Source organism: Mycobacterium sp. SMC-2 (genome assembly GCF_025263485.1).
In the GTDB taxonomy this organism is placed as follows: domain Bacteria; phylum Actinomycetota; class Actinomycetes; order Mycobacteriales; family Mycobacteriaceae; genus Mycobacterium.
Map to the genome: position 1 here is coordinate 3374684 of NZ_CP079863.1, position 23372 is coordinate 3398055.

Consider the following 23372-nt stretch of genomic DNA (forward strand, 5'->3'; position numbering starts at 1 on the left):
GGGACGCCTCAGCAGGTGATCGTCCCGGCCGACCAGGTCGACTTCGGCTGGAATGTCGTCGATGCCATCGGCTTCTCGGCCGGCGAGCTGGAGGGCGCCATCGAAACGACGGCTGGCCACACCTTCGACCTGGCGGTTGAAACACCGCTGCGCGCACGGCTTTTCACGCTCGGCGAGCAAGAACACCTGCTGGTCATCGTGGTGCACCACATCGCCGCCGACGGCCTGTCGCTCACTCCGTTGGCCGCCGACTTGAGTGTGGCCTACGCCAGCCGGTCCGCGGGGCAGGCGCCGGGCTGGACCGACCTGCCGGTGCAATACGTCGACTACACGCTGTGGCAGCGCGCGCAATTCGGCGAGCTCGACCACAGCGACAGCCCCATCGCCGCCCAGCTGGCCTACTGGCAGGACACCCTGGCCGGCATGCCCGAGCGGTTAGAGCTACCCACCGACCGGCCCTACCCGCCCGTCGCCGATCAGCGTGGCGCCAGCGTGGTCGTGGACTGGCCGGCCGAGCTGCAGCAGCAGGTTCGCCGGGTGGCCCGCGATCACAACGCGACCACCTTCATGGTGGTGCAGGCCGCCCTGGCGGTGCTGCTATCGAAAATCGGTGCCAGCTACGATGTTTCGGTCGGCTTCCCGATCGCCGGTCGGCGCGATCGCGCGCTCGACCCGCTCGTCGGCTTCTTCGTCAACACATTGGTGCTGCGGGTCGACCTGTCCGGCAACCCGAGCTTCGCCGAACTGCTGGCCCGGGTTCAGGCGCGCAGCCTGGAGGCCTTCGAGCATCAAGACGTGCCGTTCGAATTGCTCGTGGAACGGCTCAACCCCGCCCGAAGCCTTACCCATCACCCGCTGGTCCAGGTGATGCTGGCCTGGCAGAACTTCGCCGGGCACGAGGATCCGGCGGCCGGTCTGACGTTGGGGGACCTCGAGGTCACCTCCGTGCCGGTCGACACCCATTCGGCCCGAATGGATTTGGTGTTCTCACTGGCCGAACGCTGGACCGAGACCGGTGAGGCCGCCGGGATCGGCGGGCGGGTGGAATTCCGCACCGACGTCTTCGACGCGCGCAGCATCGAGGCGTTGATCGAACGGTTGCAGCGGGTGTTGGTGGCGATGGCGAACGATCCGGCTGCGTTGTTGTCGTCGGTGGATGTGCTCGATGGGGTTGAGCGTGTGCGGTTGGAAGAGTTTGGTAATGCGGGGGTTTTGAGGGCGCCGGCGGGTGTGGGGGTGTCGGTGCCGGGGTTGTTTGCGCAGCAGGTGGCGCGGGTGCCCGACGCGGTGGCGGTGTCGGGTGGTGGGCGCTGGGTGACTTATGGGGAGTTGGATGCGGCGTCGTCTCGGTTGGCGCATCGGTTGCTAGCTGAGGGTGTGGGTCCGGGGCGGGTTGTGGCGTTGTTGTTGTCGCGGTCGGTTGAGGCGGTTGCGGCGATGCTGGGGGTGCTCAAGGCCGGGGCGGGGTATGTGCCGATTGATCCGGGGTCACCGGATTCGCGGATCGGGTTCATGTTGGCTGATGCTCGGCCGGTGGTCGCGCTGAGCACCGCCGAGTGGGCGGGGCGGCTCGGGGGGCATGGGGTGGCGGTGATCGATGTGGATGACCCGCGCATCGAAACCGAGCCGGTGACGGCGTTGGCTGAGCCGGATGCTGAGGGTTTGGCGTATGTGATTTATACCTCGGGGACTACGGGTGTGCCCAAAGGTGTTGCGGTGACGCATCGGAATGTGACGGCGTTGATTGGTTCGCTGGATGCCGGGTTGCCGGTGCCGGGGGTGTGGTCGCAGTGTCATTCGCTGGCTTTTGATGTGTCGGTGTGGGAGATTTTCGCTCCGCTGTTGCGTGGTGGTCGGGTGGTGGTGGTCGATGAGGACACCGCGCGTGCACCTGAGGAGTTGCACGACGTGGTGGTGGCCCAGGGTGTGACGGTGTTGACGCAGACGCCGTCGGCGATCGCGATGTTGGATCCGGCTGGGCTGGATGGGGTGGCGGTGGTGTTGGCCGGGGAGGCGTGTCCGGGCGAGGTGGTGGAGCGGTGGGCGCCGGGGCGGGTGCTGGTTAATGCTTATGGGCCGACCGAGACCACGATGTGTGTGGCAATCAGCGCGCCGTTGGCGGCGGGGTCGGGTGTGCCGCCGATTGGGTCGCCGGTGCCTCATGCGGGGTTGTTGGTGCTCGATGGCTGGTTGCGGCCGGTGCCGGTGGGCGTGGTCGGGGAGTTGTATGTGGCCGGGGCCGGGGTGGCCACCGGTTATGTGGGGCGGCCCGGGTTGACGGGGTCGCGGTTTGTGGCGTGTCCGTTCGTTGGCGCGGGAGCGCCTGGACAACGCATGTATCGGACCGGGGATCTGGCGTGCTGGGGTGCTGATGGGCAGTTGCGGTATTTGGGGCGTGCTGATGAGCAGGTCAAGATCCGCGGGTATCGCATTGAGTTGGGGGAGATCCAAACAGCGTTAAGCACTCTCGATGGGGTGGAGCAGGCGGTGGTGATCGCCCGTGAGGATCGCCCCGGTGACAAGCGTCTGGTCGGTTATGTCACCGGCAGTGTCGATCCCGTCGAGTTGCGCGCCAAGCTGGGTGAGCGGTTGCCGGCGTTTATGGTGCCCGCGGCGATCGTGGGTCTAGAAACCCTGCCGTTGACCGCCAACGGCAAGTTGGACACCCGCGCGCTGCCCACCCCGGAATACGCCACCGGTGACTACCACGCCCCGCAAAACCCGACCGAAGAAATCCTGGCCACCATCTACGCCGAAGTGCTTGGCGTCGAGCGCGTCAGCACCCATGACTCCTTCTTCGAACTCGGCGGCGACAGCATCTCGGCGATGAGCCTGATCGCCGCCATCAACAACACTTTGGGCGCGGACCTTCCGGTGCGCGTCGTGTTCGAGGCACCGACGGTCGCGCAACTCGCGCTGCGGATCGGTGAGGGCACGGGCGGGCTGGAGCCGTTGGTGGCTGCCGAGCGGCCCGCGGTGGTGCCGTTGTCGTTCGCGCAGAACCGGTTGTGGTTCATCGACCAATTGCAAGGCCCCTCACCGGTTTACAACATGGCGGCCGCGCTGCGGCTGAGCGGGGCGCTCGACGCCGACGCGCTCGGCGCCGCGCTGGCCGACGTGGTGGCCCGGCACGAGAGTCTGCGCACCCTCATCGCCGCCCCCGAAGGCACGCCGCAGCAACTGGTGACCCCCGTCGAAGAAGCCGATTTCGGGTGGGAGATCGTCGACGCCAGCGCATGGTCCGCCGGCCAGCTCGACGAGGCCATCGGTGCCACTGCACACTACACCTTCGACCTGGCGACCGAAATCCCATTGCGGGCAGCGCTTTTCCGCGTCCGCGACGACGAGCACGTGCTGGTGGCGGTGGCCCACCACATCGCCGCCGACGGGATGTCGATGACGCCGCTGGTGCGCGACCTGGGCATGGCATACGCCAGCCGGTGCGCCGGGTGCGCGCCCGGCTGGGCGCCGTTGGCGGTGCAATACATCGATTACACGCTGTGGCAGCGGGCACAGTTCGGCGACCTCGACGACCGCGAGAGCCCCATCGCCGCCCAGCTGGCCTACTGGGAAGAGGCCCTGGCCGACATGCCCGACCGGGTGCAGCTGCCCACCGATCGGCCCTACCCGCTGGTGGCCGACCAGCGCGGTGCCATCATCGAAATCGACTGGCCCACCGAGTTGCAACGGCAAGTTGGCGAAGTGGCCCGCAAGCACAACGCGACCAGCTTCATGGTGGTTCAAACCGCCCTGGCGGTGCTGCTCTCCAAGCTGAGCGCCAGCCCCGATGTGGCCGTGGGCTTCCCGATCGCCGGGCGGCGCGACCCCGCGCTCGCCGACCTGGTCGGGTTCTTCGTCAACACCCTGGTGCTGCGGGTCGACGTGGCCGGCGACCCCACCTTCACCGACCTGCTGTCCCAGGTGCGGCAGCGCAGCCTGGCGGCCTACGAACACCAGGACGTGCCATTCGAGGTGCTGGTCGAGCGGCTCAACCCGACCCGAAGCCTGACCCACCACCCGCTCGTCCAGGTCATGCTGGCCTGGCAGAACTTCGCCGGGCAAAACGGCGGCCCGGTCGCCGGCCTGTCGCTGGGCGACGTCGAGATCACGCCGATACCGGTGGACACCCAGACCGCGCGGATGGACCTGACCTTCTCACTGGGCGAACGATGGAGCGAAGCCGGGGATCCCGCCGGCATCGGCGGGATCGTCGAATTCCGCACCGACGTGTTCGACGCGGACAGCATCGCGGCGCTGGTCGGACGGCTGCAGCGGGTGCTGCTCGCGATGACGGCCGACCCCGCACAAACGCTGTCATCGGTGGACCTGCTCGATGAGGCCGAACACGCCCGACTGGACGACTTCGGCAACCGCGCCGCACTGACCGAAGCGCCGACCGAGACCGACTCGATCCCAGCGCAGTTCGTCGACCAGGTGGTGCGCACCCCGGACGCCGTGGCGCTGGTATGCGCCGGCCACTCGATGACGTACCGCGAGCTGGACGATGCGTCGAACCGGTTGGCGCATCTGCTGGTTGACTCCGGTGTGGGGCCCGGGGAATCTGTGGTACTCCTGTTTCCCCGGTGCGCTGAGGCGATCGTGGCGATGCTTTCAGTGCTCAAAACCGGGGCGGCGTATGTCCCGGTTGATCCGGCGCACTCGGCGGCACGGATGGAGTTCGTGCTCGACGATGCTGCACCGAGCGCGGTCATCACTACGGCGGATCTGCGGTCACGGCTGGATGGGGCGGGACTGCCGGTGGTGGATGTCCATGAGCCCGCCGTACAGGCCCAATCGAGCGCGGCGTTACCTGTGCCGGCTGCAGAGAACATCGCCTACGTCATCTATACGTCCGGGACGACCGGCACTCCTAAAGGCGTGGCCGTTCCCCAGTACAACGTCACCTGGCTGGTCGAGTCACTCGATGAAGGGCTGCCGCCGGGGCGGGTATGGACGCAGTGTCATTCCTCGGCGTTCGACTTTTCGGTGTGGGAGATCTTCGGTGCCCTGCTGCGGGGTCGGCGGCTGGTAGTGGTGCCCGAGTCGGTCGCTGCTTCCCCGGAGGACTTTCACGCGTTGCTGGTCGCGGAAAAGGTCAGTGTGTTGACCCAGACCCCGTCATCGGTGGCGATGTTGCCGGCGCAGGGTTTGGAGTCGACCGCATTGGTGGTGGCCGGTGAGGCGTGCCCGGCCGACGTGGTGGATCGGTGGGCAGCGTCGGGGCGGGTGATGATCGATGCCTATGGGCCGACGGAGAACACCGTATGTGCGTCGATGAGTTCGCCGTTGGTGCCCGGGTCGGAAGTGGTGCCGATCGGGTCTCCGATCGCGGGTGCGGCGATGTTCGTGTTGGACGGATGGCTGCGGCCGGTAGCGGCCGGGGTGGTCGGTGAGTTGTATCTGGCGGGTCGCGGTGTCGCGTGTGGATACCTGCGCCGCGCCGGTTTGACGGCGTCGCGGTTCGTGGCTTGCCCGTTCGGCGCGCCTGGAGCGCGCATGTATCGCACCGGGGACCTGGTGCGCTGGGGAGCCGACGGGCAGTTGCGGTATGTCGGGCGGGCCGACGAACAGGTGAAAATCCGCGGGTATCGCATCGAACTCGGCGAAATCCAGTCGGTGCTGGCGGGTCTCGACGGCGTCGATCATGCCGTGGTGATCGTCCGCGAGGACCGTCCCGGGGAGAAGCGCCTGGTCGGCTACATTACCGGCACCGCAAAATCAGATGACTTGCGCGCTGAGCTGGCCGAGCGATTGCCGGCCTACATGGTGCCGACGGCGGTGGTGGCATTGGACGCGCTGCCGTTGACGGCCAACGGCAAACTCGACACCCGCGCTCTACCGGCGCCCGAATACAGCACCGGTGAATACCGCGCGCCGAGCAACGCGGTCGAGGAGATCCTGGCCGGCATCTACGCCCAGGTTCTCGGCGTCGAACACGTCGGCGTCGACGACTCCTTCTTCGATCTCGGCGGTGACAGCATCTCGTCGATGCAGGTGGTGACCCAGGCACGGGCCGCGGGCCTGGTGTGCAAGACGCGCGATATCTTCACCGAGCAGACCGTGGCCCGGCTGGCCCGCGTGACCGAGGCGGTCGACGCCGACGCCGCCGTGATCGACGAGGGCACCGGGCCGGTAATGCCCACCCCGATCATCCGTTGGCTGGAAGACGTGGAAAGCGCTGGTGGGCAAGTCGATCAGTTCAACCAGACCATGCTCGTCCAGGCGCCCGTCGGTGTCACCGAGGCCGACGTGGTGACGGTATTGCAGGCCCTCCTGGATCGCCACGCCATGCTGCGGCTGCGCGTCGACCGTGACGGCCCCGGCGGCTGGTCCCTGACGGTTCCCGAGCCGGGCTCGGTGGATGCCCGCGCGTGCCTGCATGCGGTGGACGAGCTGTCCGACGCGGCGGTCGTCGAGGCGCGGTCGCGATTGAACCCGGCCGCCGGGGCGATGCTCAGCGCGCTGTGGGCGCGCTCCACCGGCCAACTGGCCGTAATCGTTCACCACCTCGCCGTCGACGGTGTTTCCTGGCGAATCCTTTTGCAGGACTTGAACATCGCCTGGGCCCAGCATCATGGCGGGCAACCGGTCGAGCTGCCCGCCGCGGGCACCTCGTTTGCCCGCTGGTCGTCACAGCTGGCCCGGCACGCGCACCGCCCGGACGTCGTCGATCAAGCGGACAACTGGACAAAGGTGGCGGCGACACCGCCGGCCCTGCCCGCGGTGCGCCCCGAGACGGACACCTTCGCCACGGCCGGACATCTCTCGGTGGAGCTGGACGCCGAGACCACCAGCATGCTGCTCGGTGATGTGCCGGGGGCGTTCCATGCTGGGGTGCAAGACATTCTGCTGATCGCGTTCGGGTTGGCATGCGCGGAGTTCTCCGGGAGCCGCGGGCCGATCGGCATCGACGTCGAAAGTCATGGACGCCAAGAGGAGCTGGGTCGTGACGTCGACCTGTCCCACACCGTGGGATGGTTCACCGCCAAGTACCCGGCGGTACTGTCGCTGGGCGGCGTCACGTGGGCGCAGGTAGTCGCCGGAGGGGACTCGCTGGGCGCGGTGCTCAAAGATGGCAAGGAGCAGTTGCGTGCTCTCCCGGATCCACTGACCTACGGACTGCTGCGCTACCTGAACACCGGAGTCGACCTGGACAATCCAGACCCGCCGATCGGGTTCAATTATCTGGGGCGCCAGGGCGGTGCGGCGGAACTCACCGCCGACATGTGGCGGCCCGTGCAGGACGGCTGGTCGGTCAGCCGCGCGGCTACGTCGATATCCATGCCGCTGATGCACACCCTCGAGCTCAACGCGGTCGCGGTCGACTCCGAGGTCGGCCCGCAGCTGCGGGCCAACTGGACCTGGGCGCCGTCGGCGCTCGACGATGGGCAAATCGCCCGGCTGAGCCGGCTGTGGTTCGAGGCGCTCGCCGGCATCTGTGCCCACGTGCGCTCCGGCGGCGGCGGGTTGACGCCGTCCGACGTTGCCCCCGCGCGCCTCAGCCAAGAGCAGCTCGATCAGCTTGCGCGCCAACACCACATCGCCGATGTGCTCCCGCTGACCCCGGTTCAGCAGGGGCTGCTCTTTCACGCCAATACCGCGCAGGCGAGCGTCGACCTCTACGCGGGACAGCTGGACATCAGCATCCGCGGCCCGCTCGACCCGGACCGGCTGCGCGATGCTGTGCACACGATGATCGCCCGGCACCCGAACCTGGTGGCCCGATTCTGCGACCGGTACGACGAGCCGGTCCAGGTCATCCCGGCTGACCCGGAGGCGTACTGGCAGCACATCGACCTCGACGGCGACCCCGAAGTCGACGAGCATGTCGAGCGGCTGTGCGCCGCCGAGCGCGTGGCGGTCTGCGGCGACCTTGCCGAGGACCCCGCCTTCCGGGTGGCCCTGATCCGCACCGCGGCCGACCGGCATCGGCTGGTGCTGACCAACCACCACATCGTGCTCGACGGCTGGTCGGTGCCGATCCTGCTGGGGGAGATCTTCGCCGGCTATTACGGCCAGCGGCTACCGGCGAAGGCGCCCTACCGCAACTTCGTCAGCTGGTTGTCCGAGCGAGACCTCGATGCCGCCCGCGCCGCCTGGGCCGAGGTGTTCGCCGGCTTTGACAGCCCGACCCTGGTCGGTCCGCAGGACCGGACCGAGCCCGGGCAGCAAGGTGTCGAGTTGTTCACCCTGCCGACCGGCCTCACCCAGGCCATCACCGACTTGGCGCGGTCGTGCCACATCACGGTCAACACGGTGCTGCAGGCGGCCTACGCGCAACTGCTGTGCGGCCTGACCGGCCAACGTGACGTCGTTTTCGGCACCACCGTTTCCGGCCGGCCCGCCGAGGTTGCCGGCGCCGAAACGATGGTGGGCCTGCTGATCAACACCCTGCCGGCGCGGGCGAACATCACCGCCACCACCACCACCGCCGACCTGCTCGAGCAACTGCAAGGCGCTTACAACCGCACGCTCGACCACCAACACTTGGCGCTCAACGAGATTCACCGAATCACCGGACACGACCAGCTGTTCGACACCCTGTTCGTGTACGAGAACTACCCGATCGACGCCAGCGCGCTCTCGGACGACCACGAGCTGGCCGTCACCGACATCATCAGCCGGGAGTCCACCCACTACCCGCTGACGATGCAGGCGCAGCCTGGGCACGAAATGCGTTTACAGGTCGAATACGACACGGACGTCTTCGACGCGGCATACATCGCAACGCTGCTCGAACGGATGCAGCGCTTGCTGGTCGCCATGACCGACGATCCGGCACGCCCGTTGTCATCGATTGATGTGCTTGACGCCGCGGAGCGCGACAGGCTGGATGAGGTTGGTAACCGGGCGGTGTTGAGTCGGCCGTGGGTGCCGGTGTCGATTCCGGGGTTGTTCGGCGCGCAGGTGGGGCGTACTCCGGATGCGGTGGCGGTGAGTTTTGCGGGCCGGTCGATGTCGTATCGGGAGTTGGATGAGGCGGCGAATCGGTTGGCGCATGCGTTGATTGGGTGTGGTGCGGGGCCGGGGGAGTCGGTGGCGGTGTTGTTTTCGCGGTCGGCGGAGGCGATCGTGGCGATCTTGGGGGTGCTGAAGTCGGGGGCGGCGTATTTGCCGATCGATCCGGCGTTGCCGGCGGCGCGCGTCGAGTTCATGTTGGCCGATGTCGCGCCGGTGGCGGCGGTGAGTACCGCGGCGCTGGCGGAGAAGTTGGCCGGTTATGTGGTGCCGGTGATCGAGGTGGGCAGCGACGCGCTGGCCGGCCAGCCTGCCACGGCGCCGCGGGGGCCTGAGCCCGAGGATGTCGCGCACATCATTTACACCTCGGGCACGACTGGGGTGCCCAAGGGGGTGGCGGTCAGCCATGCCAATGTGACGCGGTTGTTCGAGGTGCCGGTGGTGGGGGTGGCGTTGGCGGCGGGGCAGGTGTGGGCTCAGTTGCATTCGTATGCCTTTGATTTCTCGGTGTGGGAGATCTGGGGTGCGCTGTTGCATGGTGGGCGGCTGGTGGTGGTGCCCGATGCGGTGGCCCGTTCGCCCAGGGATTTGCATGCCCTGCTGGTGGCTGAGAAGGTCACGGTGCTTAGTCAGACCCCGGCGGCGGTGCGGATGCTGTCGCCGCAGGGCCTGGAGGCGATGGCGTTGGTGATCGGGGCCGAGCCGGTGGGCGCGGAGGTGGTGGATCGCTGGGCGCCGGGGCGGGTGATGGTCAATGTGTATGGGCCGACGGAGAGCACGATCTTCGCCTCGGTGAGTGCACCGTTGGTGGCGAAGTCGGGGGCGCCGGCGATTGGGTCGGCGGTGCCGGGGGCGGCGTTGTTCGTGTTGGATGGCTGGTTGCGTCCGGTGCCGGCCGGGGTGGTCGGCGAGTTGTATGTGGCTGGGCGTGGTGTCGGGTTGGGTTATGTGCGTCGGGCGGGGTTGAGCGCGTCGCGGTTTGTGGCGTGCCCGTTCGGTGCCCCGGGGCAGCGGATGTATCGGACCGGGGACCTGGTGTGCTGGGGCCCTGATGGGCAGTTGCGCTATGTCGGGCGCGCTGATGAGCAGGTCAAGATCCGCGGGTATCGCATCGAGGTCGGCGAGATCCGTTCGGCGCTGGCCGCACTCGACGGTGTCGAGGAGGCGGCCGTCGTCGTGCGTGAGGACCGCCCCGGCGACAAGCGCCTGGTCGGCTACATCACCGGCGCCGCCGACCCCGCCGGGCTGCGCACCCTGCTGGCCCAGCGGCTACCGGGCTACATGGTCCCGGCCGCCGTCGTCGCGCTGCCGGCGCTGCCCCGCACCCTCAACGGCAAACTCGACACCCGCGCCCTGCCCTCACCCGAATACACCGCCTCCGGGTACCGTGCCCCGACAAATCCGACCGAGGAGATCCTGGCCGGCATCTACGCCCAAGTCCTGGGTGTCGAGCGCGTCGGGATCGACCAATCCTTCTTCGACCTTGGCGGAGACAGCATTTCGGCGATGCGCCTGATCGCTGCGGTCAACAGTGACCTGGACGAGAACCTGACGGTGCGCGCCATCTTCGAGGCGCCCACCATCGCCCAGCTGGCGCCCCGGATCGGTGAGGGTACGGGTCGGCTCGAGCCGCTGGTGGCCGGCCCGCGGCCCGCGGTGGTCCCGCTGTCGTTCGCGCAGAGTCGGTTGTGGTTCCTGGACCAATTGCAAGGCCCCTCACCGGTTTACAACATGGCCGCCGCCATGCGGCTGCGTGGCCGGCTCGACGCGCAGGCGCTCGGTGCGGCGCTGGCCGACGTGGTGTCGCGCCACGAAAGCTTGCGCACCGTGTTCGCGGCGCCCGACGGAACACCGCAGCAGGTGGTCATCCCCGTCGAGCGAACCGATTTCGGCTGGCAGGTCGTCGACGCCACCGGCTGGTCGGCGAGCCGGCTGGACGAGGCCGTCAAGGCGGCGGCCCGCGACACCTTCGACTTGGCGACCGATATCCCGTTGCGCGCCTGGCTGTTCCGCGTGGCCGACGACGAACACGTGCTGGTGGCCGTCGTGCACCACATCGCGGCCGATGGCTGGTCGCTGCGGCCATTGGCCGCCGATCTCGGCGCCGCGTACGCCAGCCGCTGCGCGGGCGAGGCCCCCGAGTGGCCCGAATTGCCGGTCCAGTACGTGGATTACACGCTCTGGCAGCGGGCGCAGTTCGGCGACCTGAAGGACAGCGACAGTCGCATCGCCGCGCAGCTGGCCTACTGGGAAGAGGCCCTGGCCGGCATGCCGGAGCGGTTGCAGCTGCCCACCGACCGGCCCTACCCGCAGGTCGCCGACCAGCGCGGCGCCACGGTGGAAATCGACTGGCCGGCCGACTTGCAGAAGCAGGTCGCCGCGGTGGCCCGCGAACACAATGCGAGCAGCTTCATGGTGGTGCAGGCCGCCTTGGCGGTGTTGCTGTCCAAGATCAGCGCGAGCAGCGATGTGGCGGTGGGCTTCCCGATCGCCGGACGTCGCGACCCCGCGCTCGACGACTTGGTCGGGTTCTTCGTCAACACCCTGGTGCTGCGGGTCGACGTGTCCGGCGACCCCACCTTCGCCGAGCTGCTGGACCGTGTGCGCACGCGCAGCCTGGAGGCCTTCGAGCATCAGGACGTGCCCTTCGAGGTGCTGGTGGACCGGGTCAACCCGACCCGCAGCCTGACCCATCACCCGCTGATCCAGGTGATGCTGGCGTGGCAGAACTTCGGCGGGCAGGACAGCGACCCCGCGGCCGGTCTGACCCTCGGCGACGTTGAGCTCAGCTCGATACCGCTGGACACCCAGGTCGCCCGCATGGACCTGACGTTCTCGCTGGCCGAGCGCTGGACCGAGGGCAACGAGCCCGTCGGGCTCGGCGGGCGGGTCGAGTTCCGCACCGACGTGTTCGACGCGACCAGCGTCGAGACGCTGGTCGGACGGCTGCAGCGGGTGCTGGCGACGATGACCACCGATCCTGCCAGCTCCGTGTCGTCGGTCGACCTGCTCGACGCGGCCGAACACGCGCGCCTGGACAAGATCGGCCACCGGGCGGCGCTGACGGAACCCGAGACCGCGCCGCTGTCGATCCCCGAATCCTTTGCCGCCCAGGTCGCGCGCACGCCGGACGCGCCGGCGCTCAGCTCGGGAAGCTGGTCGTGGACGTATCGCGAGCTCGACGAGGTCGCCAACCGGTTGGCCCACCTGCTGGCCGGCCGCGGCGCCGGCCCCGGACAAACCGTGGCGCTGCTGTTCAACCGATCGGCCGAGGCGATCGTGTCGATCCTGGCCGTGCTCAAGACCGGGGCCGCCTATCTGCCCATCGACCCGGCGCATCCGGCGGCCCGCATCGGCTTCATGCTCGCCGACGCCGCGCCGGTGGCGGCGCTCACCACCGCCAATCTTGCCGCCCGGCTGGACGAGCACGACGTGGCGGTCATCGACGTCGACGACCCTGCCGTCGACGCCCAGCCCGCCACCGCGCTGCCGGCGCCGAGCGCGGAGGACATCGCCTACCTCATCTACACCTCCGGGACCACCGGTGTGCCCAAGGGCGTTGCGGTCAGCCACCGCAGCGTGACCCGGCTGACGGCGTCCGTGGCCGCCAGCCTGCCCGACGCCGGGGTCTGGTCGCAGTGGCATTCCTACGGCTTCGACGTCTCGGTGTGGGAGATCTTCGGCGCGCTGCTGTGCGGAGGACGGCTCGTGGTCGTCCCCGACGCCGTGGTCCGGTCGCCGGAGGACCTGCACGCGCTGCTGGTCGCCGAGCGGGTCAGCGTGCTGAGCCAAACCCCTTCTGCGGCAGCGATGTTGGCGCCCGAGGGGCTGGAGTCGGCGGCGCTGGTAGTGGCCGGTGAGGCCTGCCCGACGGAGCTGGTGGACCGGTGGGCGCCCGGGCGCGTGATGCTCAACGCCTACGGACCCACCGAGGCCACGGTGTACGCGGCGATCAGCGCGCCGCTCACGCCCGGGGCGGCCGTCGTTCCGATCGGCGCGCCGGTGGCCGGGGCGGCGTTGTTCGTGCTGGACGAGTCCCTGCGGCCGGTGCCGCCCGGTGTGGTCGGCGAGCTGTATGTGGCCGGTGCCGGGCTGGCGCGCGGGTACTGGCGCCGGGCGGCGCTGACGGCGTCGCGGTTTGTCGCCTGCCCGTTCGGCGGGCCCGGGGCGCGCATGTATCGCACCGGGGACCTGGTCCGCTGGGGCGCTGATGGGCAGCTGCAGTACCTGGGCCGCGTCGATGAGCAGGTCAAGATCCGCGGGTATCGCATCGAGCTCGGCGAAATCCAGGCGGCCCTGGCCGAGCTGCCCGGGGTGCGGCAGGCGGCCGTGGTGGCCCGCGAGGACCGGCCCGGGGACAAGCGGCTGGTCGGCTACGTCACCGGGTCGGCGGACCCCGCCGAGCTGCGCGCCCGGCTGGCCGATCGGCTCCCCGCGTACATGGTCCCGGTGGCCGTCGTGACGCTCGACGCGCTGCCGCTGACACCCAACGGCAAGCTCGACACCCGCGCCCTGCCGGCGCCCGAATACTCCGACGCCGACCGCTACCGCGCCCCGTCGAACGCGACCGAGGAGACGCTGGCCGGCATCTACGCCCAGGTGCTCGGTGTCGAGCGCGTCGGCGTCGACGACTCCTTCTTCGACCTCGGCGGCGACAGCATCTCGTCCATGCAGGTGGTGACGAGGGCGCGGGCCGTCGGCCTGACGTGCAGGACGCGCGACATCTTCGTCGAGCAGACGGTGGCCCGGCTGGCCCGCGTGGTCGGGGTGGCCGACGGCGACGCCGACGTGACCGACGAGGGCACCGGGCAGCTGCCCGCGACCCCGATCATGCGTTGGCTGCAGGGCGTGGACGGCCCGATCGACCAGTTCAACCAGACGATGGTCGTGGAGGCACCCGCCGGGGTCACCGAGGCGGAGGTGGTGGCGGTGTTGCAGGCCCTGCTGGACCGGCACGCCATGCTGCGGCTACGGGTCGACGGCGACTGGTCGTTGACTGTGCCGGAGGCGGGGGCGGTGGACGCTGCCGACTGCCTGCACACCGTGAACGTGCTGTCCGATGCGGCGGTGGTCCAAGCCCGATCCCGGCTCAACCCGACCGGCGGGGTGATGCTGAGCGCGCTGTGGGCGGCCTCCACCCGCCAGCTGGTGCTCATCATCCACCACCTGGCCGTCGACGGGGTGTCCTGGCGAATCCTGTTGGAGGACTTGAACATTGCTTGGGCCCAGCACCGCGGTGGACAACCGGTGGAGTTGCCACCGGGTGGGACGTCGTTCGCCCGCTGGGCCGCCCTGCTGGGCGAACACGCGCACGACCCGGTGGTGGTCGAGCAGGCCGGCGCCTGGCAGCGGATCGCGGCAACCCCGCCCGCGTTGCCCGCAGTGCGCTCGGAGGCGGACACCTACGAGACCGCCGAGCACCTGTCGGTTCAGCTCGACGTGGAGACCACCCGCACGCTGCTCGGTGAGGCGCCGGCCGCCTTCCACGCCGGGATCAACGACATCCTGCTGATCGGGTACGCGCTGGCGTGGGCGGAGTTCCTGGGCCTCAGCGGCGCACCCGTCGGCATCGACGTCGAGGGCCACGGCCGGCACGAGGAGATCGCCGCCGGAGTGGACCTGTCGCGCACGGTCGGCTGGTTCACCACCAAATACCCGGTCTCCCTGTCGACGGGCGAATTGTCTTGGGAGCGCATAGTTTCCGGTGATCCGGCGTTGGGGGCCGTGCTCAAACACGCCAAGGAGCAACTGCGGGCCCTGCCGGAACCCCTGACCTACGGGTTGCTGCGCTACCTGAACGCCGACGTCCACCTGGACGGCTCCGACCCGCCGATCGGCTTCAACTACCTGGGCCGGCTGGGCGGCGCGGGGGCCGAGATGTCGGACGAGCTGTGGCGAATCTCCCGCGACGGCTCGGCGATCACCGGGGCCAGCACCGCGATGCCCATGCCGCTGATGCACACCGTGGACCTCAACGCGGGCACCGCCGACACCGAGGCCGGCCCGCAGCTGCACGCCAACTGGACGTGGGCGCACTCGGCCCTGAACCGCGAGCAGGTAACCCGGCTGAGCCGGCTCTGGTTCGAGGCGCTGGCCGGCATCTGCGCCCACGTGCGATCCGGTGGCGGCGGGCTGACCCCGTCGGACATCGCGCCCGCCCGCCTGACCCAGCAGCAGATCGACGAACTCGAGCGGCAAAACCGGATCGCCGACGTGCTGCCGTTGACCCCCCTGCAGCAGGGCCTGCTCTTCCACGCCACCACCACGCGCGCCGGCGATGATGACCTGTACGTGGTGCAGCTGGACATCGACGTCACCGGTCCGCTCGACCGGGACCGGCTCCGCGACGCGGTGCAAACCGTGGTGGACCGGCACCCACACCTGGCCGCCCGCTTCTGGAACCAGTTCGACGAGCCGGTGCAGGTCATTCCCGCCAACCCGGTGCCCGCATGGCGGTACGTCGAGCTCGACGGCACCGATGGCGCCGACCGCGACGAGCGCGTCCGGGAACTGTGCGCCGCCGAACGCGCCGCGGTCTACGACCCGGCCGACCAGCCGGCCTTCCGGGTGGCCATGATCCGCACCGCGGAGAACCGGCACCGGCTGGTGCTTACCATTCACCACATCGTGCTGGACGGCTGGTCGGTGCCGATCCTGGTGAACGAGACGTTCGCCGGCCTCAACGGGCAGCGGCTGGCCCCGGCCCCGCCCTACCGCCGATTCGTCGCCTGGCTGGCCGATCGCGACCTCGTCGCCGCGCGGGCGGCGTGGGGCGAAGTCCTCGCCGGCTTCGACACGCCGACGCTGGTCGGGCCGCCGCACCAGGCCGAGCTGGGCGCCCGCGGCCTCACGACGTTCGCGGTGTCGGCCGAGATCACCCGGGCGCTCGGCGAGCTGGCCCGGTCCCGCCAAACCACGCTCAGCACCGTGCTGCAGGCCGCGTGGGCGCAGCTGCTGACCTGGCTGACGGGCAACTACGACGTCGCGTTCGGCACCACGGTGTCCAGCCGCTCGGCCGAGGTGGTCGGCGCCGAGTCCATGGTCGGGCTGATGATCAACACGATCCCGGTGCGCGCCCGCATCACCCCGGACACCAGCACCGCGGACCTGCTGGACCAGCTGCAACGCGCCCACAACGACACCCTCGAGCACGAGCACGTGTCGCTCACCGAGATCCACCGGATGACCGGTCACGAGAAGCTGTTCGACACCCTGTTCGCGTACGAGAACTATCCGATGGAAACGTCCGCTATGGCGGTCAACCACGAGCTGGCCATCACCGGCTTCAGCGTCTTCGAACGCAACCACTACCCGCTGACGATGCAGGCCGCCCCGTCCGGCGACCAGCTCGGCCTGCGGGTGGAATACGACGCGGGCGTGTTCGACGCGCACACCATCGAGGCGCTGACCGAGCGGTTGGAGCGGGTGCTGGTGGCGATGACGACAGACCCCTCGCGGCGACTCTCCACGGTCGACCTGCTGGACGGGCCGGAGCGTGCCCGCCTGGACGAACTCGGCAACCGGGCGGCGCTCGCGCGGCCGGCGCCCACGCCCGTGTCGATCCCCGAGTCGTTCGCCGCGCAGGTCGCACACCGACCGGACGCGCCTGCGCTCGGCTGGGACGAGCTGTCCATGACCTACCGCGAGCTCGACGAGGCGGCGAACCGGTTGGCGCACCTGCTGGCCGCCGAGGGCGCGGGCCCGGGACAGTCTGTGGCGCTGCTGTTCTCGCGCTCGGCGCAAGCGATCGTGGCGATCCTGGCCGTGCTCAAGACCGGGGCGGCGTACCTGCCGATCGACCCGGCCGCCCCGGGCACGCGGATCAAATTCATGATCACCGACGCCGCACCGATCGCCGCCGTCACCACCGGTGGATTGCGGTCGCGGCTGGACGAGCGCGACGTGCGGGTCATCGATATCGAGGACCCGCGGATCGACGCCCAGCCCGCCACCGGGTTGCCGGCGCCCGCGGCGGAGGACATCGCCTACCTCATCTACACCTCGGGGACCACCGGCGTGCCCAAGGGTGTCGCGGTCACCCACCAGAACGTGACCCGGCTGATCGGCTCGCTGGACGCCGGCCTGCCGACCCCGGGCGTGTGGACGCAGTGCCATTCGTACGCCTTCGACGTGTCGGTGTGGGAGATCTTCGGCCCGCTGCTGCGCGGCGGGCGTGTGGTGGTGGTGCCCGAGTCGGTGGTGCGCTCACCGGAGGACTTCCACGCGTTGCTCGTCGACGAAGGCGTCAGCGTCTTGACCCAGACCCCGTCGGCCGTGGCGATGCTGGATCCGGCGGGCCTGGAATCGGTGTCGCTGGTGATGGCCGGCGAGGCCTGCCCCGCCGAGGTCGTCGATCGCTGGGCGCCCGGGCGGGTGATGGTCAACGCCTACGGCCCGACCGAGACCACGATGTGTGTGGCGATCAGCGCCCCACTCGCGGCGGGCTCGGGGGCACCGCCGATCGGCTCGCCGGTGCCGGGCGCGGCGTTGTTCGTGCTCGACGCCTGGCTGCGACCGGTCCCGCCCGGGGTGGTCGGCGAGCTGTACGTGGCCGGCACCGGGGTGGCCGCGGGCTACGTCGGGCGCGCGGGGTTGACCGGGTCGAGGTTTGTGGCCTGCCCCTTCGGCGAGCCCGGGACACGCATGTACCGGACCGGCGATCTGGTGCTCTGGGACGCCGACGGCCAACTGGTGTATGTGGGCCGCGCCGACGAGCAGGTCAAGATCCGCGGCTACCGCATCGAACTGGGCGAGGTGCGGGCCGCGCTGGCCCGATTGGACGGCGTCGACCAGGCGGTGGTGATCGCCCGGGAGGACCGCCCCGGCGAGAAACGGTTGGTCGGCTACATCACCGGCACGGCCGACCCGGCCGAGGCGCGCACCGCGCTGGCCGGACGCCTGCCGGTCTACATGGTTCCCGCGGCAGTGCTGGCGATCGACGCAATGCCACTGACACCCAACGGCAAACTGGACACCCGCGCGCTGCCGGCGCCGGAGTACACCGGCCGCGGATACCGGGCCCCGTCCAACGCGACCGAAGAGATCCTGGCCGGCATCTTCGCCCAGGTGCTCGGTGTCGAGCGGGTCGGCGTCGATGACTCCTTCTTCGACCTCGGGGGTGACAGCATTTCCGCGATGCGGTTGATCGCCACGGTCAACACCGCCCTTTCCGTCGACCTCGGGGTGCGCACCATGTTCGACGCGCCGACGGTGAGCACGCTGAGCCGGCAACTGGGCACGGACACGGGGTCCAACCCGGACGTCGTCCCGATTCAGACCCTGAAGCACGGCGCCGGCGTTCCGGTGTTCTGCATCCACCCGGCGGGCGGCGTGAGTTGGCCGTATCAGGTTCTCGGCGCCTACCTGGACCGGCCAATCGTCGGGATTCAACAGATCCGGCGGGACGGCGAAAGCGAACCTCGGTCAATCGAGGAGATGGCGGAAATCCACGCCGACAGGCTGCAGGAGGTTTACCCGTCCGGGCCCTATAACCTCGTCGGCTGGTCGTTCGGCGGGGTCGTCGCCCACCAACTGGCAGTTGAACTCCAGCGACGCGGACGCGTCGTCGCCCGCCTGATCCTGCTCGACGCCCAACCGGCCATCGAGGACGGTGCCGCCCTGCCCGACGACGCCCTGGGCGAGCAACGGGCAACGGCAGAGGCCTCGCGATCCCAGCAGCTGTTCGATCTGCTTGCCGACAACGTCCGCAAGAACATCGAGCGCTACCGGGCGCACCGGCCGGGCGTTTTCGACGGGGACATCACCATCTTCGCCGCCACACGCGACGGTGATGATCGCAGTGCATTCCTGTCGCGGTCCTGGCGGCCACATGTTGCCGGCGAGATCCTCACCCACTCGGTGGACTGTGCGCACGACGACATGCTGAGCAACGATTCCGTGGGCCTGTACGGACAACGGCTCAGGGATCTGCTGGTCGATGCCGAACGTCGGCTGGAGCTGGCCCACGGGGGCCGGCATGCCGCGGCGTCGCGGGAGGGCGAAGCTCCCGGGGAAGCGCACCGGACGACGGACTAGCTACCGACGGCGGCTTTGTGCCGGGGGCAGTAGGACGCCACGGAAGCGCCGAGGAGGTAGCCGGCCTGGTGTGCCGACAGGTCGGTGGCCCGTACGACGTTGAGCACCAGAGACGTTGGCGTCTTACCCGAATCGAGGCCGGCGCATATGTTGTGTCCCGCGGCGATCGCGGCGCCGCGGTCGGTGAAGACGATTCCGCTTCGTTGTATCTCGGCGATGAACGCGTCATCGTGCTGATCGGCCCACGCCGGTGCGGCGAAAAGCAATGCGGCGCCGGCCAGCGCGACCGCACCGATCGTCGACCGCTTCCCAAGATGCGCATTCATTCGCGTCCGGGCCTTTCTCAATGTCGCGACTGGACTTTCCGTGCTAACAGTGGCTGAACACTAACCACAATCGAGGGATCTTTCTCGCCGCCGCAACCGCGCCACCTCACACGAGTCGGCGGTCCATGCGCCGGCGTCGCCGGACGGCCGTTGCCAGCTCTGGCATTGAAAGGCGTTGCACCGCAACCAATTCCATACCATACGACCGGCCGCGGCGAACGGCACGCTGCGGGCGCGACGCCGCCCCGAACCGGACCCCGCGCGAGAGCAGAGCGCAACCGAGATTTAACAGTCGGGGGAACGCCGCACGCGAAATCGGCTTCGGACCGCCGGCCGGTGGGAGCCGAACACATGCTCCAGCGACCACGGGCGGGCGCGCCGATCCATTTCACGGTGGCCGTACGGGCGCGCCACAACCGCCTTCGGTATGGTCCAAGGAGTGTGCGGAGTCACCGGGGAGGTACGACTCGACGGGCGGGTCCCCGACGTGGCGGCGGTGTCCGCAATGGCCGCCGTGATGACCCGAAGGGGTCCCGACGCCTCCGGCGCCTGGTCACAGGGTCGCGTCGCGCTCGGTCATCGCCGGCTCAAGATCATCGACCTGAGCGAGGCGGGCGCCCAGCCGATGGTCGACCCCGAGCTGGGTCTGGCCATCGCCTTCAACGGCTGCATCTACAACTACAAGGAGCTGCGCAGCGAACTCACCGGCCACGGCTACCGGTTCTTCTCGCACAGTGACACCGAGGTCCTGCTCAAGGCCTATCACCACTGGGGCGACGACTTCGTCAGCCACCTGCACGGCATGTTCGCCTTCGCCATTGCCGAACGCGACAGCGGCCGGGTGCTGCTGGGGCGCGACCGGCTCGGGATCAAGCCGCTCTACCTGACCGAGGACGGTCACCGGATCCGATTCGCCTCGGCCCTGCCGGCGTTGCTGGCCGGCGGCGGCGTGGACACCGGCATCGACCCAGTCGCGCTGCACCACTACATGACGTTCCATTCGGTGGTCCCGGCGCCGCTGACCATCCTGCGCGGTGTCCGTAAGGTGCCGCCCGCCTCGCTGATCGCCATCGAGCCAGACGGCCGGCGCACCATCACCACGTATTGGACCCCGGACTTCACCCGCCACGGCGACCGCGCCGGCTGGTCGGAAACCGATTGGGAAGAGGCGGTGCTCGACGCGCTTCGCGTCGCGGTCAAGCGCCGCCTGGTCGCCGACGTCCCGGTCGGCTGCCTATTGTCCGGCGGCGTCGACTCCAGCCTGATCGTCGGCCTGCTCGCCGAGGCCGGCCAACACGGCCTGATGACCTTCTCCATCGGCTTCGAGTCCGCTGGCGGCGTCGAGGGCGACGAGTTCCGGTGGTCGGACATCATCGCCGAGCGCTTCGAGACCGACCACCACCAGATCCGCATCGGAACCGACCGGATGCTGCCCGCCCTGGACGGCGCGATCGGCGCGATGAGCGAGCCGATGGTCAGCCACGACTGCGTCGCCTTCTACCTGCTCAGCCAGGAAGTGGCGCGCCACGTCAAGGTGGTGCAGTCCGGCCAGGGCGCCGACGAGGTGTTCGCCGGCTATCACTGGTACCCGCCGATGGGCTCGCCCGCCGCCGCGTCGCTGCAGGGCTCGGTCGCCGAATACCGCGGCGCCTTCTTCGACCGCGACTCGGCGGAGCTGGCGGGCCTGCTCGGGCCGGGCTTCATGGCCCGGGGCGATCCCAGTGAGCGCTTCGTCACCGAGCACTTCGCGCGCGCCGGTGCCGAGACGGGCGTCGATCGTGCGCTGCGGCTCGACACCACCGTGATGCTGGTCGACGACCCGGTGAAGCGGGTCGACAACATGACCATGGCCTGGGGACTGGAGGGCCGGGTGCCGTTCCTCGATCACGAGCTCGTCGAGCTGGCGGCGACCTGTCCCCCGGAGCTGAAGATCGCCCACGAAGGCAAGGGCGTCCTCAAGCAGGCTGCGCGGCGGGTGATTCCGTCGGAGGTCATCGACCGGCCCAAGGGGTATTTCCCGGTTCCGGCGCTGACCCACCTGGAGGGGCCGTACCTCGACATGGTGCGCGACGCGCTTTATGCGCCGGTCGCCAAGGAGCGCGGCCTGTTCCGCGCGGAGGCCGTCGACGCCCTGCTGGCCGATCCCAACAGCAAGCTGACCCCGTTGCGCGGCAACGAACTCTGGCAGATCGCCCTGCTCGAACTCTGGCTGCAGCGGCACGGCATCACGGGTTCGGTGGCGTGACCGTGACCGATCCCCCCGGCGACCACACCGAGGCGATCACGATGGGCCTGCACGACGCCTCGCCGCCGGAGCTGGTGGAGGCGATGGCCAAGGATGTCGAGCTCGAATTAGGTTGGGGCCGGCTGATTTTCGGCCAGACCTTCGCCGACGCCCACGAGCTGGTCGAGGCGCTGCGCCGGGAGGGGCCCGGGCGCCGCGACATCTGCATCTACGCGCGCGAATCCCATGTGGTCGTCGCCGAGGCGCCGACCGAGCTTTTCATCGACCCCAGCCACACCTATCGCCTGCGCTTCACCGAATCGTCGACGGCGGAAGAGCTGTCGCCCCCGCCGCTCGGGGTGACGGTGCGCACGCTGAACGACCCCGTCGACGCCGACGCCATGAACCGCGTCTACGTGCGTTGCGGCATGGTGCCCGCCGGTGTCGACGTCATCTGGAACAACCACCTCAAAGTGCCGGCGGTGACCTACCTGCTGGCGGTGCGGGACGCCGACGGCGCCGTGGTGGGCACCGTCACCGGCGTCGATCACGAGCTGTTGTTCGACGACCCGGAGCAGGGCTCGAGCCTGTGGACCCTGGCCGTCGACCCGGCGGCCGGACTCCCCGGGATCGGTGCGGCCCTCACCCGGGCGCTGGCCGAACGCTTCCGCAACGCGGGCCGCGCCTACATGGACCTCTCCGTCGCGCACGATAACGCCGCCGCCATCGGCCTGTACGAGAAGCTGGGTTTCGTCCGCGTCCCGGTGCTTGCGATCAAGCGCAAGAACGCGATCAACGAGCCGCTGTTCAGCCCGCCGCCCGAGACGATCGACGACCTCAACCCCTACGCGCGGATCATCGCCGACGAGGCGCTGCGGCGCGGGATCTGGGTGGAGGTGCTCGATGCCGAGACCGGAGAGATGCGCCTGACCCACGGCGGCCGCAGCGTCGTCACCCGTGAATCGCTATCCGAATACACCTCGGCGGTCGCCATGTGTCGCTGCGACGACAAGCGGCTGACGCGCCGCCTGGTCTCGGAGGCGGGGATCACGGTGCCGCGCGCCCGCCTGGCCACCTTCGACGACGGCGACTACAACTTTTTGACCGAGGTCGGGGAGGTGGTCGTCAAACCGACCCGAGGTGAACAGGGGAAGGGCATCACCGTCGGCGTGACCGCCGAGAACGGTCCCGAAGAGCTCACCGCCGCCCTGGCCCGCGCGCGTCAGCAATACCCGGATGTGCTGATCGAGCAGCGGGTGCAAGGCGACGACCTTCGGTTGGTGGTGATCGACGGCCGGGTGGTTGCCGCCGCCCTGCGGATGCCCCCCGAGATCATCGGCACGGGCGAGCACAACATCCGGGACCTCATCGCGGCCGAGAGCCGGCGGCGCTCCGCGGCCACCGGTGGCGAGTCGCGCATCCCGCTCGACGACCTCACCGAGGCGACGGTCGCCGAGGCGGGCTGGACGCTGGACGACGTGCTGCCCCAGGGAACCCGCCTGCGCGTGCGCCGCACCGCCAACCTGCACCAGGGCGGCACCATTCACGACGTCACCGCCGTGGTGAACCCGGAACTGTGCCGGGTCGCGGTGACGGCGGCCGAGGCGATCGGAATCCCGGTGACGGGCATCGACCTGCTGGTGCCCGACGTCACCGGCGCCGAGTACGCCTTCATCGAAGCCAACGAACGGCCGGGGCTGGCCAACCACGAGCCGCAGCCCACGGCCGCGGCGTTCATCGACTTCCTGTTCCCCGGCCATCCGGGCCAGCCGACGGCCTGGACCCCCGAGGAGTCGCGCGCCGACCGTGGTTGAGGCTTGCCATGCGCT

4 protein-coding genes (1 of these 4 cut by a window edge) are annotated in these 23372 nt (G+C 69.5%); 3 read left to right on the top strand and 1 reads right to left on the bottom strand.

Annotation, left to right across the window (positions count from 1 at the left end; translation table 11 throughout):
• Nucleotides 1-18993: the 3' portion of a non-ribosomal peptide synthase/polyketide synthase gene (locus tag KXD96_RS15825; protein WP_260745403.1), read on the top strand. Its footprint begins 12126 nt before the window's first position; 18993 of the gene's 31119 nt are visible here — the last part of the coding sequence; its start codon lies beyond the left edge, outside the window; it ends in the stop codon at nucleotides 18991-18993.
• On the opposite strand, the gene KXD96_RS15830 is transcribed toward KXD96_RS15825, so the two are convergent.
• Nucleotides 18990-19319 carry a DUF732 domain-containing protein gene (locus KXD96_RS15830; protein WP_260737144.1) on the bottom strand — a complete coding sequence of 110 codons (330 nt, stop codon included), beginning with the start codon at nucleotides 19317-19319 and terminating at the stop codon, nucleotides 18990-18992. The genes KXD96_RS15825 and KXD96_RS15830 overlap by 4 nt on opposite strands.
• Nucleotides 19320-19758: 439 nt before the next feature.
• Here KXD96_RS15830 and KXD96_RS15835 point away from each other — a divergent pair, with 439 nt between their 5' ends.
• Both KXD96_RS15835 and ngg read left to right on the top strand, forming a co-directional pair.
• Nucleotides 19759-21564, top strand: a complete 1806-nt coding sequence (locus tag KXD96_RS15835) for an N-acetylglutaminylglutamine amidotransferase (protein WP_260737148.1) — start codon at nucleotides 19759-19761, stop codon at nucleotides 21562-21564.
• Complete coding sequence (ngg, locus tag KXD96_RS15840; RefSeq protein ID WP_260737149.1) at nucleotides 21561-23357, top strand: N-acetylglutaminylglutamine synthetase; 1797 nt, start codon at nucleotides 21561-21563, stop codon at nucleotides 23355-23357. Before KXD96_RS15835 ends, ngg begins: the two co-directional genes overlap by 4 nt.
• Nucleotides 23358-23372: the final 15 nt, after the last annotated feature.